We start from the raw sequence: 18638 nt of genomic DNA on the forward strand, positions 1-18638 counted from the left end.
GAATAGCAAAGGACAAACCCATATGGCCAAGAAACAGAAAAGCGTGCTGCCTCCGGGTCCCGTCGTGGTCGATGTGGCGGGCACGACGCTGACCAAGGAAGAAAAAGCCCGCTTGCGCCATCCACTGGTGGGCGGCGTGATTTTGTTTGCGCGCAACTTCCAAAGCCGCGAGCAGTTATGCGAACTGACTCGAAAAATCCACCGCGCACGCGGCGAGCCTTTGATGATCGCAGTCGATCACGAAGGCGGCCGGGTACAGCGTTTTCGTGAAGACGGTTTTACGCCATTACCCGCCATGCGCGACCTGGGGACCATCTGGGATCGTGACCCGCTGACGGCCATGCGATTGGCGACCGAAACCGGCTATGTCTTGGCCGCCGAGCTGCGCGCATGTGGCGTCGATCTCAGCTTTACGCCAGTGCTGGACCTGGACTACGGTGTCAGCAAGGTCATTGGCACCCGGGCCTTTCATCGGGATCCACGAGTGGTGGCCATGTTGGCCCGCGCCGTGTCCCAAGGTTTGGCACAAGCGGGGATGTCGGCTTGTGGCAAGCATTTCCCCGGGCACGGTTTTGTGGGGGGCGACTCTCATCATGAAATTCCTGTTGATTCACGCTCGCTCGAGCGTATCCTGAAAGAAGATGCGGCACCCTATGCCTGGCTGGGTGATGCGGTGCTGCCGGCGGTCATGCCCGCGCACGTGATTTATCCCAAGGTGGACAAGCATCCCGCGGGATTTTCGCGCCGCTGGGTGCAAGACATTTTGCGCAAGCAACTTAACTACGGCGGCGTCGTGTTTTCCGATGACCTCACCATGGAAGGCGCGACGGTCGCGGGCGACATCCTGGCCCGTGCCCAAGCCGCGCTGGGCGCGGGATGCGATATGGTACTGGTCTGCAATCGTCCCGATCTGGCTGACGATTTGTTGTCTCGCCTGGACGTGACCCCCGCGCCGGAATCGGTCGAGCGTATCCGCCGGCTGATGCCCCGTTTTGCCGCCCCCAACTGGAAGGCTCTGCAGGCCGAAACTCGCTATCAGAATGCCCGACGACTTCAATCTCAAATCGTTCCTGGCTGATCTGCCACACCTGCCCGGCGTCTATCGACATATAGACGCCGAGGGTGTCGTGATGTACGTAGGCAAGGCACGCGATCTGAAAAAGCGTGTCTCATCGTATTTTCAGAAGAATCTGGCCAGCCCGCGCATCGCCCAGATGGTGGCGAAGGTCGCGCGCGTCGAGGTCACGGTCACGCGCTCCGAGGCCGAGGCTCTGCTGCTGGAAAACAACCTCATCAAGAGCCTGCGGCCGCGATACAACATCCTGTTTCGTGATGACAAGTCGTACCCGTACTTGTGGATCACCGGGCATGAGTGGCCACGGATCGCCTACTATCGTGGCGCGACCAACAAGCGTGGGCAGTATTTCGGCCCCTTTCCGAATGCCTGGGCCGTACGCGAGACCATACAGATCCTGCAAAAAGTGTTTCGCCTGCGTACTTGCGAGGACACGGTCTTCGCCAATCGCTCGCGTCCCTGTCTGCTGCATCAGATCGGTCGTTGTTCCGCGCCCTGCGTCCAGGCGATTTCGGCCGACGACTACGCCAGCGACGTCAACCGCGCCATGCGCTTTCTGAATGGTGAAGCGCGCGAGGTGATGGGTGAAATCGAGCAACGCATGCAATTGGCTGCGGATGAACTGCGTTTCGAAGAGGCGGCCGCTTTACGCGATCAAATGGGATCGCTGGCGCGTGTCTTGCACCAGCAAACCATGGAAGAAGCCGGTGGCGAGGACACGGATGTGATCGTGGTGGCCTCGGCGGGGGGCAAAGTCTGCGTGAACCTGGCCATGGTGCGCGCGGGACGGCACTTGGGCGACAAGCCCTTTTTCCCCGTGCATGTTGATGGCCAGGAAGCGCCTCAGATCCTCGAGGCGTTCATTGCGCAGCACTACACCGAGAATCCGTTGCCGCCAGTGCTGGTTTGTTCCCATGCCCTGCCCGACAAGGGGCTGATCGAATTGCTGGCCGAGCAGGCACAAGTCCGGCCCGCACGCGTGCTGACTCGACCGCAGGGGGTGCGGCGTGCCTGGCTGGAGCAGGCCGTCAAAAATGCAGAAATGGCCTTGGCCCGTGCGCTGACCGAATCGGGCGCCCGCGCCGCACGGACATTAGCGTTGGCCGAGGCGCTGGACCTGGATACGGACGAGACCGCGCTGGACGCTCTGCGCATTGAGTGTTTTGACATTAGTCATACGGCCGGTGAGGCCACGCAGGCTTCTTGCGTCGTGTTTTTACACCACGATATGCAGCCCTCCCAGTATCGTCGCTACAACATTGCGGGCATTACACCGGGCGACGATTATGCGGCGATGCGCCAAGTGCTGACGCGTCGCTTTGGGCGAGTGGCCGATGGCGACGCACCCATGCCAGGCCTGGTGCTCATTGACGGGGGCAAGGGACAAATCGAGGTCGCTCGCCAAGTCTTCGCCGAATTGGGACTGGATATCCAGACGCTGGTGGGCGTGGCCAAGGGGGAAGGGCGCAAGGTGGGCCTGGAAACCCTGGTGTTTGCCGACGGCCGTCCCCCCGTCGCGCTAGGGGGCGAGTCGGCCGCGCTGATGCTGATTGCCCAAGTGCGCGACGAAGCCCATCGTTTTGCCATCACCGGCATGCGGGCTCGCCGTGCCAAAGCGCGCAACGTCTCGCGCCTCGAGGAAATCGAGGGTGTCGGCGCGCGCCGGCGTCAACGGTTGCTGGCGCGGTTCGGCGGGTTTTCAGGAGTGGCGAGCGCCAGTATCGAGGACTTGGCTTCGGTGGACGGGATTTCGCACGATCTGGCCGAGCGCATCTATGAGACGCTGCATGGCTAAACCCTTGGCCCTGAAACAGAAATACCAAACCGACACGTCGTGCCAACAGTTTTCACGCGGGTGATGTAGGATACAAACATTATGCCAATCAATGTGCCCATTTTTCTTACATGGCTGCGTATCGCCATGATCCCGCTGGTGGTGGGGCTGTTTTATCTGCCCAACACGTGGATAGCCGAGCCTGCCCGCGACACCCTGGCCGCCTGGGCGTTCATTATTGCGGCACTGACTGATTGGTTTGATGGGTGGCTGGCACGCCGCTGGAACCAGACCTCGGCGTTCGGCGCGTTCCTGGATCCGGTGGCCGACAAGCTCATGGTTTGTGCCGCCTTGATCGTATTGCTGGATCTGGGCCGGGTTGATGCCTTTATCTCGTTGATTATCATCGGCCGCGAAATCACGATATCGGCTCTGCGCGAATGGATGGCCAAGATCGGCGCCAGTGCCAGTGTCGCGGTGCATCGCCTGGGTAAATTCAAAACTGCCTCCCAGATGGTGGCCATACCGTGCCTGCTGTACAACCAGCCGATTTTTGGCATGTCCAGCCGTATCCTGGGGGCGGTATTGATCGTCATTGCCGCAGTCCTCACCGTCTGGTCCATGCTGTATTACCTCCAACGCGCCTGGCCGGCTATTCGCGAAAAATCTCAGTAATGCGTCCCGCTGTAGAGACTGTCACACCCGAGTCGGCGGCCCTGCGTCGCCGCGACTGGCTGACGATTTTGTTGATTGGCGTCGTGCACGCGTCGTCGCACTTCTTCCAACTGGTGCTGCCCTCGCTGTATGTCTCGCTGGGCAGTACCTTCGATCTGGACTTTGCCCGGCTGGGCCTGCTGGTATCGGCGTTTTACGTCGTATCGGGTATCGGCCAGGCATCTTCGGGCTTTGTGGTGGATCGCATCGGCGCACGGCCGGTGCTGTGGTTTGGCCTGTCTTGTTTCGTGCTGTCGGGGGTGTTGATCGGTTCGGCCAATGGCTACGCCATGTTGATGGTGGCGGCCGTGATCGGCGGTGTGGGCAACTCGGTCTTTCACCCGGCCGACTATTCCATCATTAATCATCGCATCAGCCCGGCACGCTTGGGCCATGCCTTTAGTACGCACGGGTTGACCGGCAATCTAGGCTGGGCGTTGACGCCGGTCTTTATGACTTCGATTACGCTCTTGGCAGATTGGCGTGTGGCAGCCTTTAGTGCCGCGGGTCTGGTCGCGGTAATACTGTTATTAGCCGTACTCGGCCGGGATTTGTTGGGCGGCGCCGTGCCGGCGACGGCCGATAGCGTTCAGGGCAAGGCCGCCGCCTCGATGGCTCAGGCGCCACAAGAGTCCGTGATCACCACGCTGATGACGTTGCTTTCCAAGCCGGCGTTATGGGGCGCTTTCCTGTTCTTTGCGTGCACGTCCATTGCACTGTCTTCCGTACAAAACTACACGATTCCCTTGTTGGGCGAGCTCTACGACCTGTCCAAGGTGGTTGCGAGTTCGGCCCTGTCGGGCTACATGGTGGCGTCGGCGATAGGCATGGCCGCGGGGGGCTTCTTGGTCTCGGCAAATCCGCGAACCGAACTGACCGTCACGGTGGCATTGCTCTTGGCGGGTCTGACCCTGGTGGTGCTGGCGCTGGGGCTCGTTCCACCGGGCTGGGCCGCGTTGGTCGTGGGGCTGGCCGGCTTTTGCTCAGGTGTTGCCGCGCCGTCGCGCGATATGTTGATCCGGCGCGTTACCCCTAAAGGCTCAACGGGGTCGGTGTATGGCCTGGTCTATTCGGGCATGGATGTGGGGTCGGCGTTGGGGCCGCTGGGGTTCGGTTTGCTGCTGGACGCCGGGATGAACCATGGCCCCTGGATTGGCGCTGGCGTGGCATTTGCGTTGGCGGCGGTCCTCGCACAATGGATCGCCATTCAGGCGCGCAAGGTCAGCTCGCCAGCCATGTCAGTCGCACGTTGACACGGTGCCGGGGCGCGAATTATTGACGCGCCATTCGCACGTCGCTCGGCACAGGTTCGTCCGTATTGCTGCGCCAGGGGTTGATATCCAGACCCCCGCGCCGTGTATAGCGAGCATAAACTGTTAATTGCTCGGGCTGGCACGCCGTCATGATGTCGGTAAAAATGCGCTCCACGCAGTGCTCGTGGAACTCCGCATGATTGCGAAACGACACAATGTAGCGCAGCAGCGCGGCGCGATCGATCGACTGGCCGCGATAGCGAATCTGCAGGCTGGCCCAATCAGGTTGGCCGGTGACGGGGCAGTTTGACTTCAACAGGCGCGACGCCAGCGTTTCCGACACGATGGGGCCCGCCGCTCGCTGCAATAGCGAGGCATCGGGCGTATAGACACCGACGTCGATATCCAGATCGTCCAGATATTCCCCCTCGAGCTCACCGAGTCTCAATTGCGCAAAGCGCGCGGGCAAGATCAGATCCACGCCAACCGTGCTGCCCGCAGCAGAAGATAAATCGCATGCCAAGTGATCGCTTAATTGCTGGGCGCTATCCAACCGCGTCTGGTTGAACGAATTCAAATAGAGCTTGAACGACTTGGATTCGATGATATTTGGGCTTTCGGCCGGAACACTGAACGTCGCCATGGCAACCTGGGGCTTGCCCTTGGCGTCGAGCCACGACAACTCGTAGGCGTTCCAGATATCGACGCCCATGAAGGGCAGGGAGGTCGAGAGATTCAATCCCGCGCGATTGTGCGAGCGTGCGATGGGAAACAGCAGGCCGGGGTCATACTGCGACGGGTAATCAACAGGCTGGCCCAGTGGGGCATTAGATAAAGACATGAGCGGGCAGTGTAGGGCTGCGTTGAGGCGATGTTCGGAATTGCTATTTTAGGCCGTGTAGGGTTTGGTGTTTTTCGTATTGTGAAATGATATCTGCGTCATATGAAAGCCGCTGTTGCAGAGCAGCGTGACAGCATTTCATAGCGGGTAATTTTGTTCCGTAATATGAAATTAAAATTATAACTATATGATTTAAAGGAAAAATATTTTTAGTCTTGTAGAGGATCAAAGCGCACATTGCTTTGCAGCATAGGCATAGACTTTTATCGAACGAGGCAAAAAAAATTTCCTCACATTGCACCTTCGGATCGGCGCCAAAAGCCTCCCGCTACCGAATCAGGATTCTTCCCCGGTATTCCTTTTTTCTTCTCTCGTAGTGTCTTTTGTCTTTCTGGAGTATGTCATGAGCAATCGCGAAACCGAAATCCGTAATCTGCAAAAAGACTGGGCCGAAAACGCTCGGTGGCAAGGTATCAAGCGCGGCTATGGCGCCGAAGAAGTCGTGCGTCTGCGTGGCTCAGTGCCGGTGGAGCACACGCTGGCACGCCGCGGGGCGACCCGTTTGTGGGACCTGATGCACAGCGAGCCCTTTGTGAACTCGCTCGGCGCCCTGACGGGCAACCAGGCCATGCAGCAGGTCAAGGCCGGCCTGAAGGCCATTTACCTGTCGGGCTGGCAAGTGGCGGGCGACGCGAACCTGGCCGGCGAGATGTATCCGGACCAATCGCTGTACCCCGTCAATTCCGTTCCGCAAGTGGTTCGCCGCATCAACAATGCCCTGTCGCGTTGCGACCAGATCCAGTGGATGGAAGGAAAAAATCCGGGCGATGAGGGCTATATCGATTATTACGCTCCGATCGTGGCGGATGCAGAGGCCGGATTCGGTGGCGTGCTCAACGCGTTTGAGTTGATGAAGGCCATGATCGAAGCGGGCGCGTCGGGCGTGCACTTTGAGGATCAACTGGCGTCTGTGAAAAAGTGCGGCCACATGGGGGGCAAGGTGCTGGTGCCCACGCGGGAAGCCATCTCCAAACTGGTGTCGGCACGTTTGGCGGCCGATGTCATGGGCACGCCGACGGTGTTGCTGGCCCGTACCGATGCCGATGCCGCGGACTTGGTGACCAGCGACGTGGACGAGAACGATCGCCAGTTCATCACGGGCGAGCGTACGGTGGAAGGGTTCTTCCGTACCCGGGCTGGCATTGATCAAGCCATTTCGCGCGGCCTGGCCTATGCCCCTTATGCCGACCTGATCTGGTGCGAGACCTCGACCCCCAATCTGGAATACGCCCGCAAGTTCGCCGAGGCCGTTCATCATCAATTCCCGGGCAAGATGCTGGCCTACAACTGCTCGCCGTCGTTTAACTGGAAAAAGAATCTGGACGATGACACGGTGGCGAAGTTCCAGCGTGAATTGGGCGCCATGGGATACAAGTTTCAGTTCATCACGCTGGCGGGCTTTCATGCCCTGAACTACGGCATGTTCGAGTTGGCGCACGGCTATGCCCGTCGTCAGATGAGCGCGTTTGTTGAATTGCAGCAGAAGGAATTCGCCGCGGCCGATCTGGGTTTTACCGCCGTCAAGCACCAACGCGAAGTGGGCACCGGTTACTTCGATGCCGTGACACAGGCCATCGAGGGGGGCAAGTCCTCCACCACGGCGCTGACCGGATCGACGGAAGAAGCGCAGTTCCATCACGAGGAGCCCGCGGCCGTGCGTGCCGCTTAATGCGGCGTCACAGGTGCAGCACGCCTGTTGTGTTTGGCGAGCCTGAGTTTTTGAAGGGTTGTTTGCTGTAGTAGTAGGGTGGTTAAAGGGATGCCCACGGGCATCCCTCTTTTTATCTGGCCTGATTAGACTCGGATAATGGAATAATGTTGATGCATAGATTGAATGGTGCGCAGGAGTCGAACAAGTAGAATGAGCGGGTCAATAGCTATGCAGAGGTTCGCGTGCAACCCGTTATTTCCGTGCAGGGCCTGTCCAAGACCTATGCGTCGGGGCATCAGGCGCTGAAAAACATCAACCTGGATATCCAGCGTGGCGAGATCTTTGCCTTGCTGGGCCCCAATGGCGCGGGCAAGACGACGCTGATCAGCATCCTGTGCGGCATTGTCACGCCAGGGCAGGGACGTGTCTTGGCCGATGGCCACGACATCGTGACTGACTATCGGGCGGCGCGTTCGAGTATCGGACTCGTACCACAGGAAATTTCCACGGACGCTTTCGAAAACGTCTGGAATACGGTGAATTTCAGTCGCGGCCTCTTTGGCAAGCCCGCCAATCCCGTCTATATCGAAAAAATCTTGCGTGCCTTATCCCTATGGGACAAGAAGGATACGCGTATCATGGCGCTGTCGGGCGGGATGAAGCGTCGCGTCATGATCGCCAAGGCGCTATCGCACGAGCCCGATATCTTGTTTCTGGATGAGCCGACAGCCGGGGTGGACGTAGAGTTGCGCCGGGGCATGTGGGACATGGTGCGGCGTTTGCGCGAGAACGGGGTCACCATCATTCTGACCACGCACTATATCGAGGAAGCCCAGGAGATGGCCGATCGAATCGGGGTGATTCGCAAGGGCGAGATTATCCTGGTCGAAGAGACACAAGCCTTGATGAAAAAGCTGGGCAAACGGCAATTGACCCTGACGCTCAAGACGGCGTTGGACGCGATGCCTGCCGCGCTGACCGAATACGGTCTGGATCTCTCGGACGACGGCTATCAGCTTGTCTATACCTATGACAATCAAGAAGGCGGCGGCGAGATCGCCCGTCTGCTGCGTCAATTGGATGAGTCAGGGATCGAGTTCACGGATCTGCGTTCTTCCGAAAGTTCGCTAGAAGACATTTTTGTCAGTTTGGTGAGTGCCTGACTATGAATTTTTACGCTATTCGCGCCATTTATCTTTTTGAAATGGCGCGCGCGCGCCGCACGCTGATGCAGAGTGTGGCCTCGCCTGTGATATCGACGGCGCTGTATTTCGTGGTGTTCGGCTCGGCGATCGGCTCTCATATGGTTGAGATCGAGGGCGTCAGCTATGGGGCGTTTATTGTCCCCGGCATGATTATGTTGTCACTGTTGACGCAGAGTGTCGCGAATGCTTCTTTTGGCATTTATATGCCGCGTTTTTCAGGCACGATCTACGAGATCCATTCCGCGCCCATTTCATATATCGAGATTGTGGCGGGCTATGTGGGGGCGGCGACGAGCAAGTCCGTGATCCTGGGACTGATCACGCTTGGGGTAGCTCGCCTGTTTGTGGAGTTCGATATTCAGCATCCTTTTGTGATGCTGGGCTTTTTGATTTTGACGTCAGTGACGTTCAGCCTGTTTGGATTCATTATCGGGGTCTGGGCCGATGGCTTTGAAAAGCTGCAGATCATCCCGCTGATGATTATTACGCCCCTGACTTTTCTGGGCGGTACGTTTTATTCGATCAATATGCTGCCCCCGTTTTGGCAGGCTGTGACGCTATTTAATCCGGTGGTGTACCTGGTCAGTGGATTTCGCTGGAGCTTCTATAGTGTGTCGGATGTCAGTGTGTCGATTAGCCTGGGTATGACGTTGGCGTTCTTGATCGTCTGTTTGATCACGGTGCGTTGGATATTCAAGACGGGGTATCGGTTAAAGACCTGAGCCTTCGGTGCTGGCAATAACCCGCGCTCCACACTACACCCCTCATGCGCCCAGCACCCCGCCCGCCTCCTGGCCCAGATATTCATAAGCCGCTGTATTGACCCGGGAAACCCGCCACTCCACCGGTTGCTTGTTATACGAATAAGCCACCCGCCGGATTTCCAGCAATGCCGTGCCCTGCGTCACTCCCAGCCATTGGGCATGAGTGGCATCGGCCAGGCCAACCCGCAGCCACTCGTCGGTCGCAATGACGTTTACCCCAAACACGTCCTGGTACAGAGCGTATAAGGTGCTGGGCCGTTCGCGCAGATGATATTCCGCCATGCCCGGAAACCGTGACTCGGGCAGGCTGATGTCATCCACCATCACCACATCGCCATTGAGCGACAGCACATTCGAGAATTCGAACACATACGCCCCTGCCGGCAGCGCCAGGCGTTCACGCACCGCGGCCGTGGCCCGCACGCGGCGAAAGCGCAGCAGCTGCGTCGCGGGATAGGACTTGTGGCCGTCCTGGCGGACGATGCGGAAGAACTTGAAGAAATGATGGTTGCGCGTATGCACTGCCACATACGTGCCACGTCCCTGGTGTCGCACCAAGATGTTCTCCGCCGCCAGTTCATCGATGGCCTTGCGCAGCGTCCCAATCGAGACACCGAACCGTTCGGCCAGGGTTTTCTCGGGGGGCACCGCCTCGCCTTGTTTCCATTCTCCGCGTGCCAGCGCCGCAAGCACCTCCTGCTTGACCTGGGTGTACAGGGGGCTGCCTAGGGGAACAGTCGTGGTCGAAGTGTTTCTCATGGTGATACCGGCGATGAAAGAGGGCGAATTATAGCGGCGCACGTTATCGCAACTTAAATCATACAACTCATACATATGATTTAGTTGACTATGATTTTAGTCGCGCCTAAGATGTGATGAACCCGGCCGGACCGAGCGGCCCCGGACGGCTATTACTCCAGAGAGGAAAACTATGATTCACGCCGTATTGCACGATGCGAAGGACACGGTGGCGGTCGCCGTCGTGGAAGGCCTGACAGCAGGCACTGAACTGAATGCCTGGATCATGGATGAAGACAAAATCGTCCATTTGAAGGCGCTGCAAGACATTCCTATCGGCCACAAGGTGGCCCTGAAAGACATGGCGGTAGGCGACACCGTGTTCAAGTACGGCACCGATATCGGCAAGGTGGTCGCGCCCATCCAGGTCGGTCAACACGCCCACGTTCACAACATCAAGACCAAACGCTGGTAAGCGGCTGCGTCCCCATCACAGATTACCTACATAGGAAACCGCTATGGCCATCATCAATGCCTCGACCACGTTCCAGGGATACCGTCGCGATAACGGACGTGTCGGCGTGCGCAACCACGTCATCGTCCTGCCCGTGGACGATATCTCGAATGCAGCCGCCGAAGCCGTCGCCAACAATATCAAGGGCACCATGGCTCTGCCTCACCCCTACGGTCGCCTGCAGTTCGGTGAAGACCTGGAGCTGCACTTTCGCACGCTGATAGGCACCGGCAGCAACCCCAACGTCGCCGCCGTGATTGTCATCGGCATCGAAGAAGGCTGGACTAAGCGCGTGGTCGACGGTATCGCCGCTACCGGCAAGCCCGTGGCGGGCTTCAGCATCGAACTGCACGGCGACCACGACACCATCATGCGGGCCTCGCGTCAAGCCAAAGACTTTGTGCACTACGCGACTGCGCTGCAGCGTACCGAATGCCCCATATCCGACTTGTGGGTGTCCACCAAGTGCGGCGAGTCGGACACTACCTCGGGCTGTGGTGCCAACCCCACCGTGGGCAATGCCTTCGACAAGCTATACGAGCTAGGCAGCACGCTAGTGTTCGGCGAAACCACCGAACTCACGGGCGGCGAACACATCGTGGCCGAGCGCTGCGCCAACGACGCGGTACGCGAGCGCTTCATGTTCATGTTCAACCGCTACCAAGAAGTGATCGATCGTTGGAAGACCAGCGACCTGTCCGAATCGCAGCCCACCAAGGGCAACATCGCCGGCGGCTTGACCACCATTGAAGAAAAGGCGTTGGGCAATATCCAGAAAATCGGCAAGAAATGCCGCGTCGACGGCGTGCTGGATAAGGCCGAGACGCCTACTGACAAAGGCCTGTGGTTCATGGATTCCTCGTCGGCGGCGGCCGAGATGGTGACGCTGTGTGCGGCCTCGGGCTATGCGGTGCACTTCTTCCCCACGGGCCAAGGCAACGTCATAGGCAACCCCATCCTGCCCGTCATCAAGATTTGCGCCAACCCGCGTACGGTGCGCACTATGGGCGAACACGTGGACGTGGATACCTCGGCGCTGCTGCAACGCGACATCGACCTGGACCAGGCGGGCGACCAGTTGCTGGAATGCATGCTGGCCACCGCTAACGGCCGCTGGACGGCCGCAGAAGCCCTGGGCCATCGCGAATTCGTACTGACGCGCTTGTACGAAAGCGCCTGATCGCGACGCGGCACACCATCCGCAGGAGGGGAATGCAGCAATGACTGGCCGCGCAGTCGGCGGCGACCTGAACCAAAGGAGAAGAGCAATGCGCAATGATCGTCACGCCTGTCCTGATGTCCAGCGCCGCAACGCGCTGGGGCTGTTGGGGGCAGGTGCCCTGGCCTTGGCCCCCTGGTCACGGGGGCTGGCCGCATCAAAAGACTGGCCACAGCGGCCCATCAGCTACATCGTCCCGTTTCCGCCGGGTGGCCTGACCGACGTGGCCGCCCGTCAGGTCGGTCAGGCTGTGTCTACAGGCGAAGGTTGGAACGTGGTGGTCGAGAACAGGCCCGGCGGCAGCGGCAATATCGGCGCTACGTTGGTGGCGCGCGCCGACCCCGATGGCTACAGCTGGCTGGCCATTACCATGACGCACGCGGCCAACGTCACGTTGTTTGCCGGCAGGGCCGGCTATGACCTGAAAAAAGACCTGGTGCCGCTGGCGGGCCTCGCGTCGTCGCCGATGATGGTGGTGGTCAACGCCAAGAGCCCCATCCGCACCCTGGACGAGCTGACCCGTGCGGCCAAGGCCAAGGCCCAGTCGCTATCGGCCGGGTCCAGCGGCAACGGCACGCCGCCCCACCTGACGCTGGCGCTGTACCAGAAACTGACCGGCGCGTCGTTGCTGCACGTCCCCTACAAGGGGGGCACGCCGTCGCTCACCGACCTGCTCGGCGGCCAGTTGGATGTGATTTTCTCCAACTATCCGGAGTCGCTGCCGCATGTCAAGAGCGGCGCCCTGCGTGCCCTGGCCCTGACCACCCACGAGCGCAGCCCCGACTTGCCTGATGTGCCCACTGTGGCCGAGGCCGGCATCCCGGACCTTATCGTCGAGAACTTCACTGGCGTGCTGGCTCCGGCCGGCATGCCCGACGCGTTGGTGCAGCGCATTGGCGGCGCCATCGAGAAACAGATGTCGCAGCCCGATATGCAGCAGGCTTTTCGACGCCTGGGTTTTGTGCCGCAACCGCGCGGCCCGGCGGCCTTCAAGCAATATCTGGACAGCGAAGTCGACCGTTGGGGCAAAATCATTCGTGAAGCGAATATCCAGGTCGGTTAGCCGACTCTTTTCCACTCGGGCCGGTATCGATCGGCCCGGCCCCATTTCCATTGAAGAAGCCCGATGCACATTCTCATTTCCGAGTTCATGGACGAAGCGGCCATTGCCGCGCTGCGCGCCGATTTCGACGTGCGTTACGAACCTGATCTGGTTGACCGGCGCGACGCGCTGCTGGCCGCGTTGCCCAGCGCCGATGCGCTGATCGTGCGCAACCGCACCCGGGTCGATGCCGCCCTGTTGGCGGTCGGCCCGAAGCTCAAGGCGGTAGGCCGCCTGGGTGTAGGCCTGGACAACATCGATGTGCCGGCCTGCCAGGCGCGCGACATTGCCGTGCTGCCCGCCACCGGCGCCAATGCACGTGCCGTCGCCGAGTATGTGATCGCAGCGGCGCTGCTGCTGCTGCGTGGCGCGTATCATCACAGTACCCAGGTGGCGGCCGGCGCCTGGCCGCGCACCGACTTGTCCAACGGGCTGGAGGCCGAAACTCGCACGCTGGGTATCGTGGGTTTCGGCGGCATCGGCCGCCTGACGGCGCGCCTGGCGCAAGGGCTGGACATGCGGGTTGCGGCCCATGATCCTTTGCTGCGCGACGATGACCCGGCTTGGCGCGAGGCGGACGTCGAGCCCTTGGCGCTGGACACCCTGCTGGCCCGCGCCGATGTGCTGACCCTGCATATTCCACTGACCGACGCCACGCGCAACCTGATGAATGCCGATCGACTGGCCGCGATGAAGCGCGGCGCGGTGCTGATCAATACCGCGCGCGGTGGCATCGTCGACGAGGCAGCGCTGGCCCGGGCGCTACGTAGTGGTCACCTGCGTGGCGCGGCCATCGACGTGTTCCAGGACGAGCCCTTGCCCGCCGACGGCCCGCTGGCCGATGCCCCCAATCTGGTGCTGACGCCGCACATCGCTGGCCTGACTCAGGAAGCCAATACGCGTGTCTCCAGCATGGTGGCGCAACGCGTCGCGCAAGCCCTGCAAGGCCGCTGAGCCTGTTTCTTTCCTTGTGAGTCTTCCATGGCAACCGTAGATCTGAAGTCCTTGCATGATCTGGCCGGCGCCGCGCTGCGTGGCGCTGGCGCCCACCCTGACATGGCCGACAGCACGGCGCGCGCGTTGGTCTATGCCGACGCGCAGGGCTTGGCCTCGCACGGTGTGTCGCGCGTGCCGTCGTATGCGGCACATGTGCGCAATGGCCGCGCCGTGGGCGATGCCGTCCCCCACATTGCGCAACAGCGCGGCGGCGCGGTGCTGATTGATGCCGGCGCGGGATTGGCTTTCCCCGCCTGCGCCCTGGCGGTACACGAAGCCGTGTCGCGCGCGCAGACGCATGGGGTGGCGTTCGCGGGTGTCACCAATAGCCATCATTTTGGTGTGGCTGCCTATCATTTGGACGCGCTGGCGCGGCAAGGGCTGGTCGGCCTGGCGCTGGGCAACTCGCCCGCAGCCATGCCGGCCTGGGGCGGCAAGCGTGCGCTGTTCGGCACCAACCCCATTGCCGCGGCCTTCCCGCGCCGCGACGCCGATCCGCTGATCATCGACCTATCTCTGTCCGAAGTGGCGCGCGGCAAGCTGATGGTGGCCGCGCGCGAGGGCCACGAGATTCCGTTGGGCTGGGCGCTGGACGCCCAAGGCAACCCTACCACTGATCCCAAGGCCGGCCTGGCGGGCAGCATGTTGCCCATGGGCGGCGTCAAAGGGGCCATGCTGGCGCTTATCGTCGAACTGCTGGCTTGTGCGCTGACGGGTGCGCATTTCGGTTTCGAGGCGGATTCGTTTTTTTCGGAGCAAGGCAATCAGGCGCGCATCGGCCAGGCGTTCCTGGTCATCGACCCGGGGGCGCTGGCCGGGCGCGACGTGTATCTGGAGCGCGTGGAAACGCTAGTAGCCGCCATGTTGGCTGACAGCGACGTACGTTTGCCGGGTGCGCGCCGTGCTGGCTTGCAGAAGCAGGCCGGCGAACAGGGCGTCGAGATTCCGGATACCTTGTTGGCGCAGTTGCGCGAGTTGGCGACGGGGCAGGCTTAGTCTGCCACGCCTCCGATTACTTCTAGAAAGACGTGCACTAAACAGCGCGCATTCCCGCTATCGTCAGCGTCACACCGGGCGCCGCGCGTCAGCCTTGCCGCACCACCGGGGCGGGCAGGCCGGCTAGCGCCACGTTGACACAGGTGGGCAGCCTGGCTTGTGCCGCGGTCTGCAAGGCGGGCGCCAGCGCGGCCGCTTCCGTCACCCACGCGCCATGGGCGCCGAAGCCTTCGGCTACGCGATCGTAGCGAGTCGGCAGCAATTCGCAGCCCACCAGGCGTTCGGCGCCGTAGCTATTCAGTTGGATCTGGTATTCGGCGTTCCAGCGCGCGTCGTTGCCTACCACGCAGATGAACGGCAGGCCGTAGCGCACCGCTGTATCCAGCTCGGCACAATGAAAGCCAAACGTGCCGTCGCCCATCATGGCCACCACCGGTGCGTCGCGATGCGCCAACCGGCCGGCCAGCGCCATGGGCAAGGCACTGCCGATGGCACCGGCCGCGCCGTTGATGACACGGTGCGGCGCGCGCAGGCAGGCTTGGGCCCATTGGCCGAACTCGCCGCCATCACAGATCAGCACCGAATCATCGTGCGAATCCAGCACCTGTTGCACCGCACGGCACAGCTCGGCCGGATGCAGGCCAGCGCCATTGCCGACGGCTTCGCGCCAGGCGGGCGGGCGGTAAGCAAGCGCGGTTTCTACCTGCGCCAACCAGTCCGGCGTGCCGCGCAAGGACCGTTGCGCCAGGCTTTCCAGGGCGGTGACGCTGTCGGCCAGCAGGGTTTCCTGTAGTCGTTCGCTCACAGCGCGACGTGTGCGCGTCCATTCATGCGCATCGGCGTCGATTTGTATAAATTCGCAGGCCACATCGAAGGCCTTGCCGAACTGCAAGGTGAAGTCCAGGCGCTTGCCCAGCAGCAGCACGCAGTCGGCACGCGCCAGTATCGGCGCAAAGGCCCCCAACGCCGGGTCGTTGGCGCCGCGCGGGCTTTCCGTGGCGACGACGGGTATGCCCCAAGCCTGTTGCAGCGCCGCTACGCGAGCGCGCCCGGCATCGGTCAGGCCGGTCGGTCCCACCAGTACCAGGGGCCGCTGGGCCTTGCTTAGCCGCGTTACCAGGGCGGTCGTTTGCCCGGCATCCAACGGCATCAGTATCGGCGCGTAGTCGCGCGCGTCAGGCAGCGCTTCGTCGGCGGGATGCTCCAGGGCATCAGTGGGCAGGCTCAGATGCACCGGCCCGGGCCGGCCGCTGCGCGCGACGCGACACGCTCGCGCAAAATCGGTCGCCATGGCTGCCGCGGATCCTACCGCCCACGACGCCTTGGTCACAGGCGCCGCCATGGCGGCCTGGTCTATTTCCTGAAACGCGCCCCAACCGGCCTGTCCATTGGGCGCATGACCCGACAACAGCACCACGGGCGATTCGGACATCTGCGCGGTGTATAGCGCGGACACCGCATTGGCATGGCCCGGGCCGCCCGTCACCAGTGCCACGCCGGGCTCGCCGGTCAGGCGTGCCCATGCGTCGGCCATATGCACGGCCGCGGCTTCGTGGCGTACGTGCACCAGTTCGATGCCGGCCGACAGCGCCGCATCGAAGACGGGCATGATGTGATTGCCCGATAGCGTGAACAGACGGCTGATGCCTGCCGCCTTGATAGAGCGCGCCAGCGCATCGGCGCCGCGAGAAGAAACCGTCATCGAAAAACTCCTGGTCTATCAACCTGAGTATGACACTGGTGTTCCTGGCCGTGATCCTTGATCACCGTGCGGTGGATATTCAAGACAGGGTATCGCCTGAAGACCCGATTATCCTATGATCTTCCGATGCGGCGTATTTATCGATTTTGATTGAATGGAGGCAGGCATCATGGCATGGGACAAGGTTCAGGCGTTGGTCTTCGATGTATTCGGTACGGTCGTCGATTGGCGCAGCGGCGTGGCTCGCGACGCCGCGCCATTTTTGGCACAGTATGGACAGGGACGCGTAGAGCCTTTGGCGTTGGCTGATGCGTGGCGCCGGCAATATGGGCCATCCATGGAGCCGGTGCGCAACGGGTCGCGTCCCTTTGTGCGGCTGGATGTGCTGCATCGCGAAAACTTGGAAAAAGCACTTCGCGAATTGGGCATTGATCCAAATGAGATACCGCCGACGGCGTTGGACGGGTTGAACCTCGCCTGGCACAAGTTAGACCCTTGGCCGGATGCCGTGGCGGGTCTCACTCGCCTGAAAACACGCTACATCATTGCGCCGTTATCTAATGGCAATATCCGACTGATGCTGGATATGGCAAAGCGAGCAGGCCTGCCCTGGGATGCTATTTTAGGAGCGGAAGTCGCCCAAGCGTACAAACCCACGCCGCAAGCCTATCTGCGCACCGCCGAAGTACTGGGTTTGGCGCCTGACGAAATCTGCATGGTAGCGGCCCACAACAACGATTTGGCTGCCGCTCGTCAGTGCGGCTTGAAGACCGCTTTTGTGCGCCGCGCGACCGAGCATGGGCCACAGCAAACCACCGATTTGGAAGCTCAGCAGGATTGGGACGCGGTCGTCGAGGATTTTGCCGCGTTGGCGGATCAGTTGTTAGGCTGACCCTCAGCCGCGGGGCGACACTCCATGCACCTTGAGGATGACTGAGCGTCGCCCGATAACCTTAAGGTGCAGGGTTAGGGTGCTGTGCGTGAATCGCGTCGATCGCTTTGAGTATCTCGTCGGACAAGGTCACGTCGACGCTGTCGATGTTTTCCTTGAGTTGCTCCAACGTCGTGGCGCCGATCAGGTTGCTGACCACGGAGGGCTGTTGGTTAACCCAGGCCAGGGCCAGATGCGTCGGTGATAAACCATGATCGCGTGCCAATTTCACGTATTGCTCTGTGGCCGCTTCGCTTTGCTCGTTGCTATAGCGCGTGAAACGCGTAAATAGCGTCATTCGCGCGCCTTCGGGGCGAGCGCCATTCAGGTATTTGCCCGAGAGCACGCCCATTGCCAGGGGGGAGTAGGCGAGCAAACTGACTTGTTCCAGGTGGCTGAATTCGGACAGGCCGGTTTCGTAGGTGCGGTTGAGTAGGCTGTACGGGTTTTGGATGGTGGCGATGCGCGGTAGATTCTGGTTTTCCGCGTGCTTGAGAAACTGTGCGACACCCCAGGGAGTTTCGTTTGATACGCCAATGTGACGGACTTTGCCGGCGCGCACGAAATCCTGCAGGACTTCGAGCGTTTCCTGGACGGGTACCGTGTATTCGTCGGTGAACCAGGGGTAGCCGCGGCCAAAGGTGGCTGTGCTGCGGTCGGGCCAGTGCAACTGGTACAGGTCCAGGTAGTCGGTCTGCAAACGTTTGAGGCTCGTGTGGAGGGCCTCGGTGAGATTCTTGCGATCCAGAAAGGTCTTGCCGTCACGGATGTGGCCCGGACGCTTGGCGTCGCGAACGGGGCCGGCGGCTTTGCTGGCCAGCACGATGTCCTGGCGACGTTTTGTTTTAGCGAGCCAGGTGCCGATATAGGTTTCGGTACGGCCCTGCGTTTCGGCTTTCGGTGGCACGGGATACATTTCCGCCGTGTCGACCAGCGTGATGCCGCGCTCTAGGGCGTAGTCCAGTTGCTGGTGGGCTTCGGCTTCGGTATTTTGTTCGCCCCAGGTCATGGTGCCCAGGCCGATCAGGCTGACTTCGGTGTCGGTGCGGCCAAGTTTTCGGTATTTCAAGGAAAAGCTCCGAGTAGAGAAGAAAACGGATCGA

The 18638-nt window shown here is 60.9% G+C and carries 17 protein-coding genes; 13 read left to right on the forward strand and 4 right to left on the reverse strand.

All coding sequences use genetic code 11. From position 1 onward, the window contains the following. The first annotated feature begins 22 nt into the window (after nucleotides 1-22). From nagZ to ACYVDM_RS16695, 4 genes are all read left to right on the forward strand, one after another. Nucleotides 23-1078 carry a beta-N-acetylhexosaminidase gene (gene nagZ / locus ACYVDM_RS16680; RefSeq protein ID WP_415793250.1) on the forward strand — a complete coding sequence of 352 codons (1056 nt, stop codon included), beginning with the start codon at nucleotides 23-25 and terminating at the stop codon, nucleotides 1076-1078. After that, entirely contained in the window at nucleotides 1041-2870 is a 1830-nt protein-coding gene (uvrC, locus tag ACYVDM_RS16685) for an excinuclease ABC subunit UvrC (protein WP_415793249.1), read from the forward strand. Before nagZ ends, uvrC begins: the two co-directional genes overlap by 38 nt. Before the next feature lie 81 nt (nucleotides 2871-2951). Continuing rightward, nucleotides 2952-3524: a CDP-diacylglycerol--glycerol-3-phosphate 3-phosphatidyltransferase gene (pgsA, locus tag ACYVDM_RS16690; RefSeq protein WP_415793248.1), complete on the forward strand. Its 573-nt coding sequence runs from the start codon at nucleotides 2952-2954 to the stop codon at nucleotides 3522-3524. Further along, nucleotides 3524-4816: an MFS transporter gene (locus ACYVDM_RS16695; RefSeq protein WP_415793247.1), complete on the forward strand. Its 1293-nt coding sequence runs from the start codon at nucleotides 3524-3526 to the stop codon at nucleotides 4814-4816. Before pgsA ends, ACYVDM_RS16695 begins: the two co-directional genes overlap by 1 nt. 19 nt (nucleotides 4817-4835) lie before the next feature. Here ACYVDM_RS16695 and queF read toward each other — a convergent pair whose 3' ends face one another. Further along, the gene (gene queF, locus ACYVDM_RS16700) at nucleotides 4836-5657 is read right to left on the reverse strand and encodes an NADPH-dependent 7-cyano-7-deazaguanine reductase QueF (RefSeq protein ID WP_415793246.1); all 822 of its coding nucleotides are present in this window, start codon (nucleotides 5655-5657) and stop codon (nucleotides 4836-4838) included. Nucleotides 5658-6060: 403 nt separating this feature from the next. Between queF and aceA the strand changes: the two genes are divergently transcribed. From aceA to ACYVDM_RS16715, 3 genes are all read left to right on the forward strand, one after another. Next, nucleotides 6061-7386 (forward strand): isocitrate lyase, encoded by a 1326-nt coding sequence (gene aceA / locus ACYVDM_RS16705; protein ID WP_415793245.1) that lies wholly within the window; start codon nucleotides 6061-6063, stop codon nucleotides 7384-7386. A 224-nt stretch (nucleotides 7387-7610) separates the two neighbouring features. Continuing rightward, entirely contained in the window at nucleotides 7611-8531 is a 921-nt protein-coding gene (locus ACYVDM_RS16710; protein WP_415793244.1) for an ABC transporter ATP-binding protein, read from the forward strand. A 2-nt stretch (nucleotides 8532-8533) separates the two neighbouring features. Further along, nucleotides 8534-9295 (forward strand): ABC transporter permease, encoded by a 762-nt coding sequence (locus ACYVDM_RS16715; RefSeq protein ID WP_415793243.1) that lies wholly within the window; start codon nucleotides 8534-8536, stop codon nucleotides 9293-9295. Between the two features lie 42 nt (nucleotides 9296-9337). Here the strand turns inward: ACYVDM_RS16715 and ACYVDM_RS16720 are convergent, their stop codons facing one another. Then, complete coding sequence (locus tag ACYVDM_RS16720; protein ID WP_415793242.1) at nucleotides 9338-10096, reverse strand: GntR family transcriptional regulator; 759 nt, start codon at nucleotides 10094-10096, stop codon at nucleotides 9338-9340. Between the two features lie 172 nt (nucleotides 10097-10268). Between ACYVDM_RS16720 and ACYVDM_RS16725 the strand changes: the two genes are divergently transcribed. The 5 genes from ACYVDM_RS16725 (at nucleotide 10269) to ACYVDM_RS16745 (ending at nucleotide 14902) form a co-directional block, all read left to right on the forward strand. Continuing rightward, on the forward strand, nucleotides 10269-10550 hold the full coding sequence (locus ACYVDM_RS16725; protein WP_415793241.1) for a UxaA family hydrolase: 282 nt from the start codon (nucleotides 10269-10271) through the stop codon (nucleotides 10548-10550). 43 nt (nucleotides 10551-10593) lie between these two features. After that, entirely contained in the window at nucleotides 10594-11769 is a 1176-nt protein-coding gene (locus ACYVDM_RS16730; protein ID WP_415793240.1) for a UxaA family hydrolase, read from the forward strand. 88 nt (nucleotides 11770-11857) lie between these two features. Next, nucleotides 11858-12871: a Bug family tripartite tricarboxylate transporter substrate binding protein gene (locus ACYVDM_RS16735; protein ID WP_415793239.1), complete on the forward strand. Its 1014-nt coding sequence runs from the start codon at nucleotides 11858-11860 to the stop codon at nucleotides 12869-12871. A gap of 63 nt (nucleotides 12872-12934) precedes the next feature. Next, a complete protein-coding gene (locus ACYVDM_RS16740; RefSeq protein WP_415793237.1) occupies nucleotides 12935-13864 on the forward strand; it encodes a hydroxyacid dehydrogenase in 930 nt (309 codons plus the stop codon). A 27-nt stretch (nucleotides 13865-13891) separates the two neighbouring features. Then, nucleotides 13892-14902, forward strand: coding sequence for an Ldh family oxidoreductase (locus ACYVDM_RS16745; RefSeq protein WP_460475429.1), 1011 nt, complete (start codon nucleotides 13892-13894; stop codon nucleotides 14900-14902). Nucleotides 14903-14990: 88 nt separating this feature from the next. Here the strand turns inward: ACYVDM_RS16745 and ACYVDM_RS16750 are convergent, their stop codons facing one another. Then, nucleotides 14991-16604, reverse strand: coding sequence for a thiamine pyrophosphate-binding protein (locus tag ACYVDM_RS16750; protein ID WP_415793235.1), 1614 nt, complete (start codon nucleotides 16602-16604; stop codon nucleotides 14991-14993). Nucleotides 16605-16773: 169 nt separating this feature from the next. Here ACYVDM_RS16750 and ACYVDM_RS16755 point away from each other — a divergent pair, with 169 nt between their 5' ends. After that, nucleotides 16774-17496 carry a haloacid dehalogenase type II gene (locus ACYVDM_RS16755; RefSeq protein ID WP_415793234.1) on the forward strand — a complete coding sequence of 241 codons (723 nt, stop codon included), beginning with the start codon at nucleotides 16774-16776 and terminating at the stop codon, nucleotides 17494-17496. Between the two features lie 61 nt (nucleotides 17497-17557). Here the strand turns inward: ACYVDM_RS16755 and ACYVDM_RS16760 are convergent, their stop codons facing one another. Further along, nucleotides 17558-18604: an NADP(H)-dependent aldo-keto reductase gene (locus ACYVDM_RS16760; RefSeq protein WP_415793233.1), complete on the reverse strand. Its 1047-nt coding sequence runs from the start codon at nucleotides 18602-18604 to the stop codon at nucleotides 17558-17560. Nucleotides 18605-18638 lie beyond the last annotated feature (34 nt).

This window comes from Bordetella tumulicola, assembly GCF_054779135.1.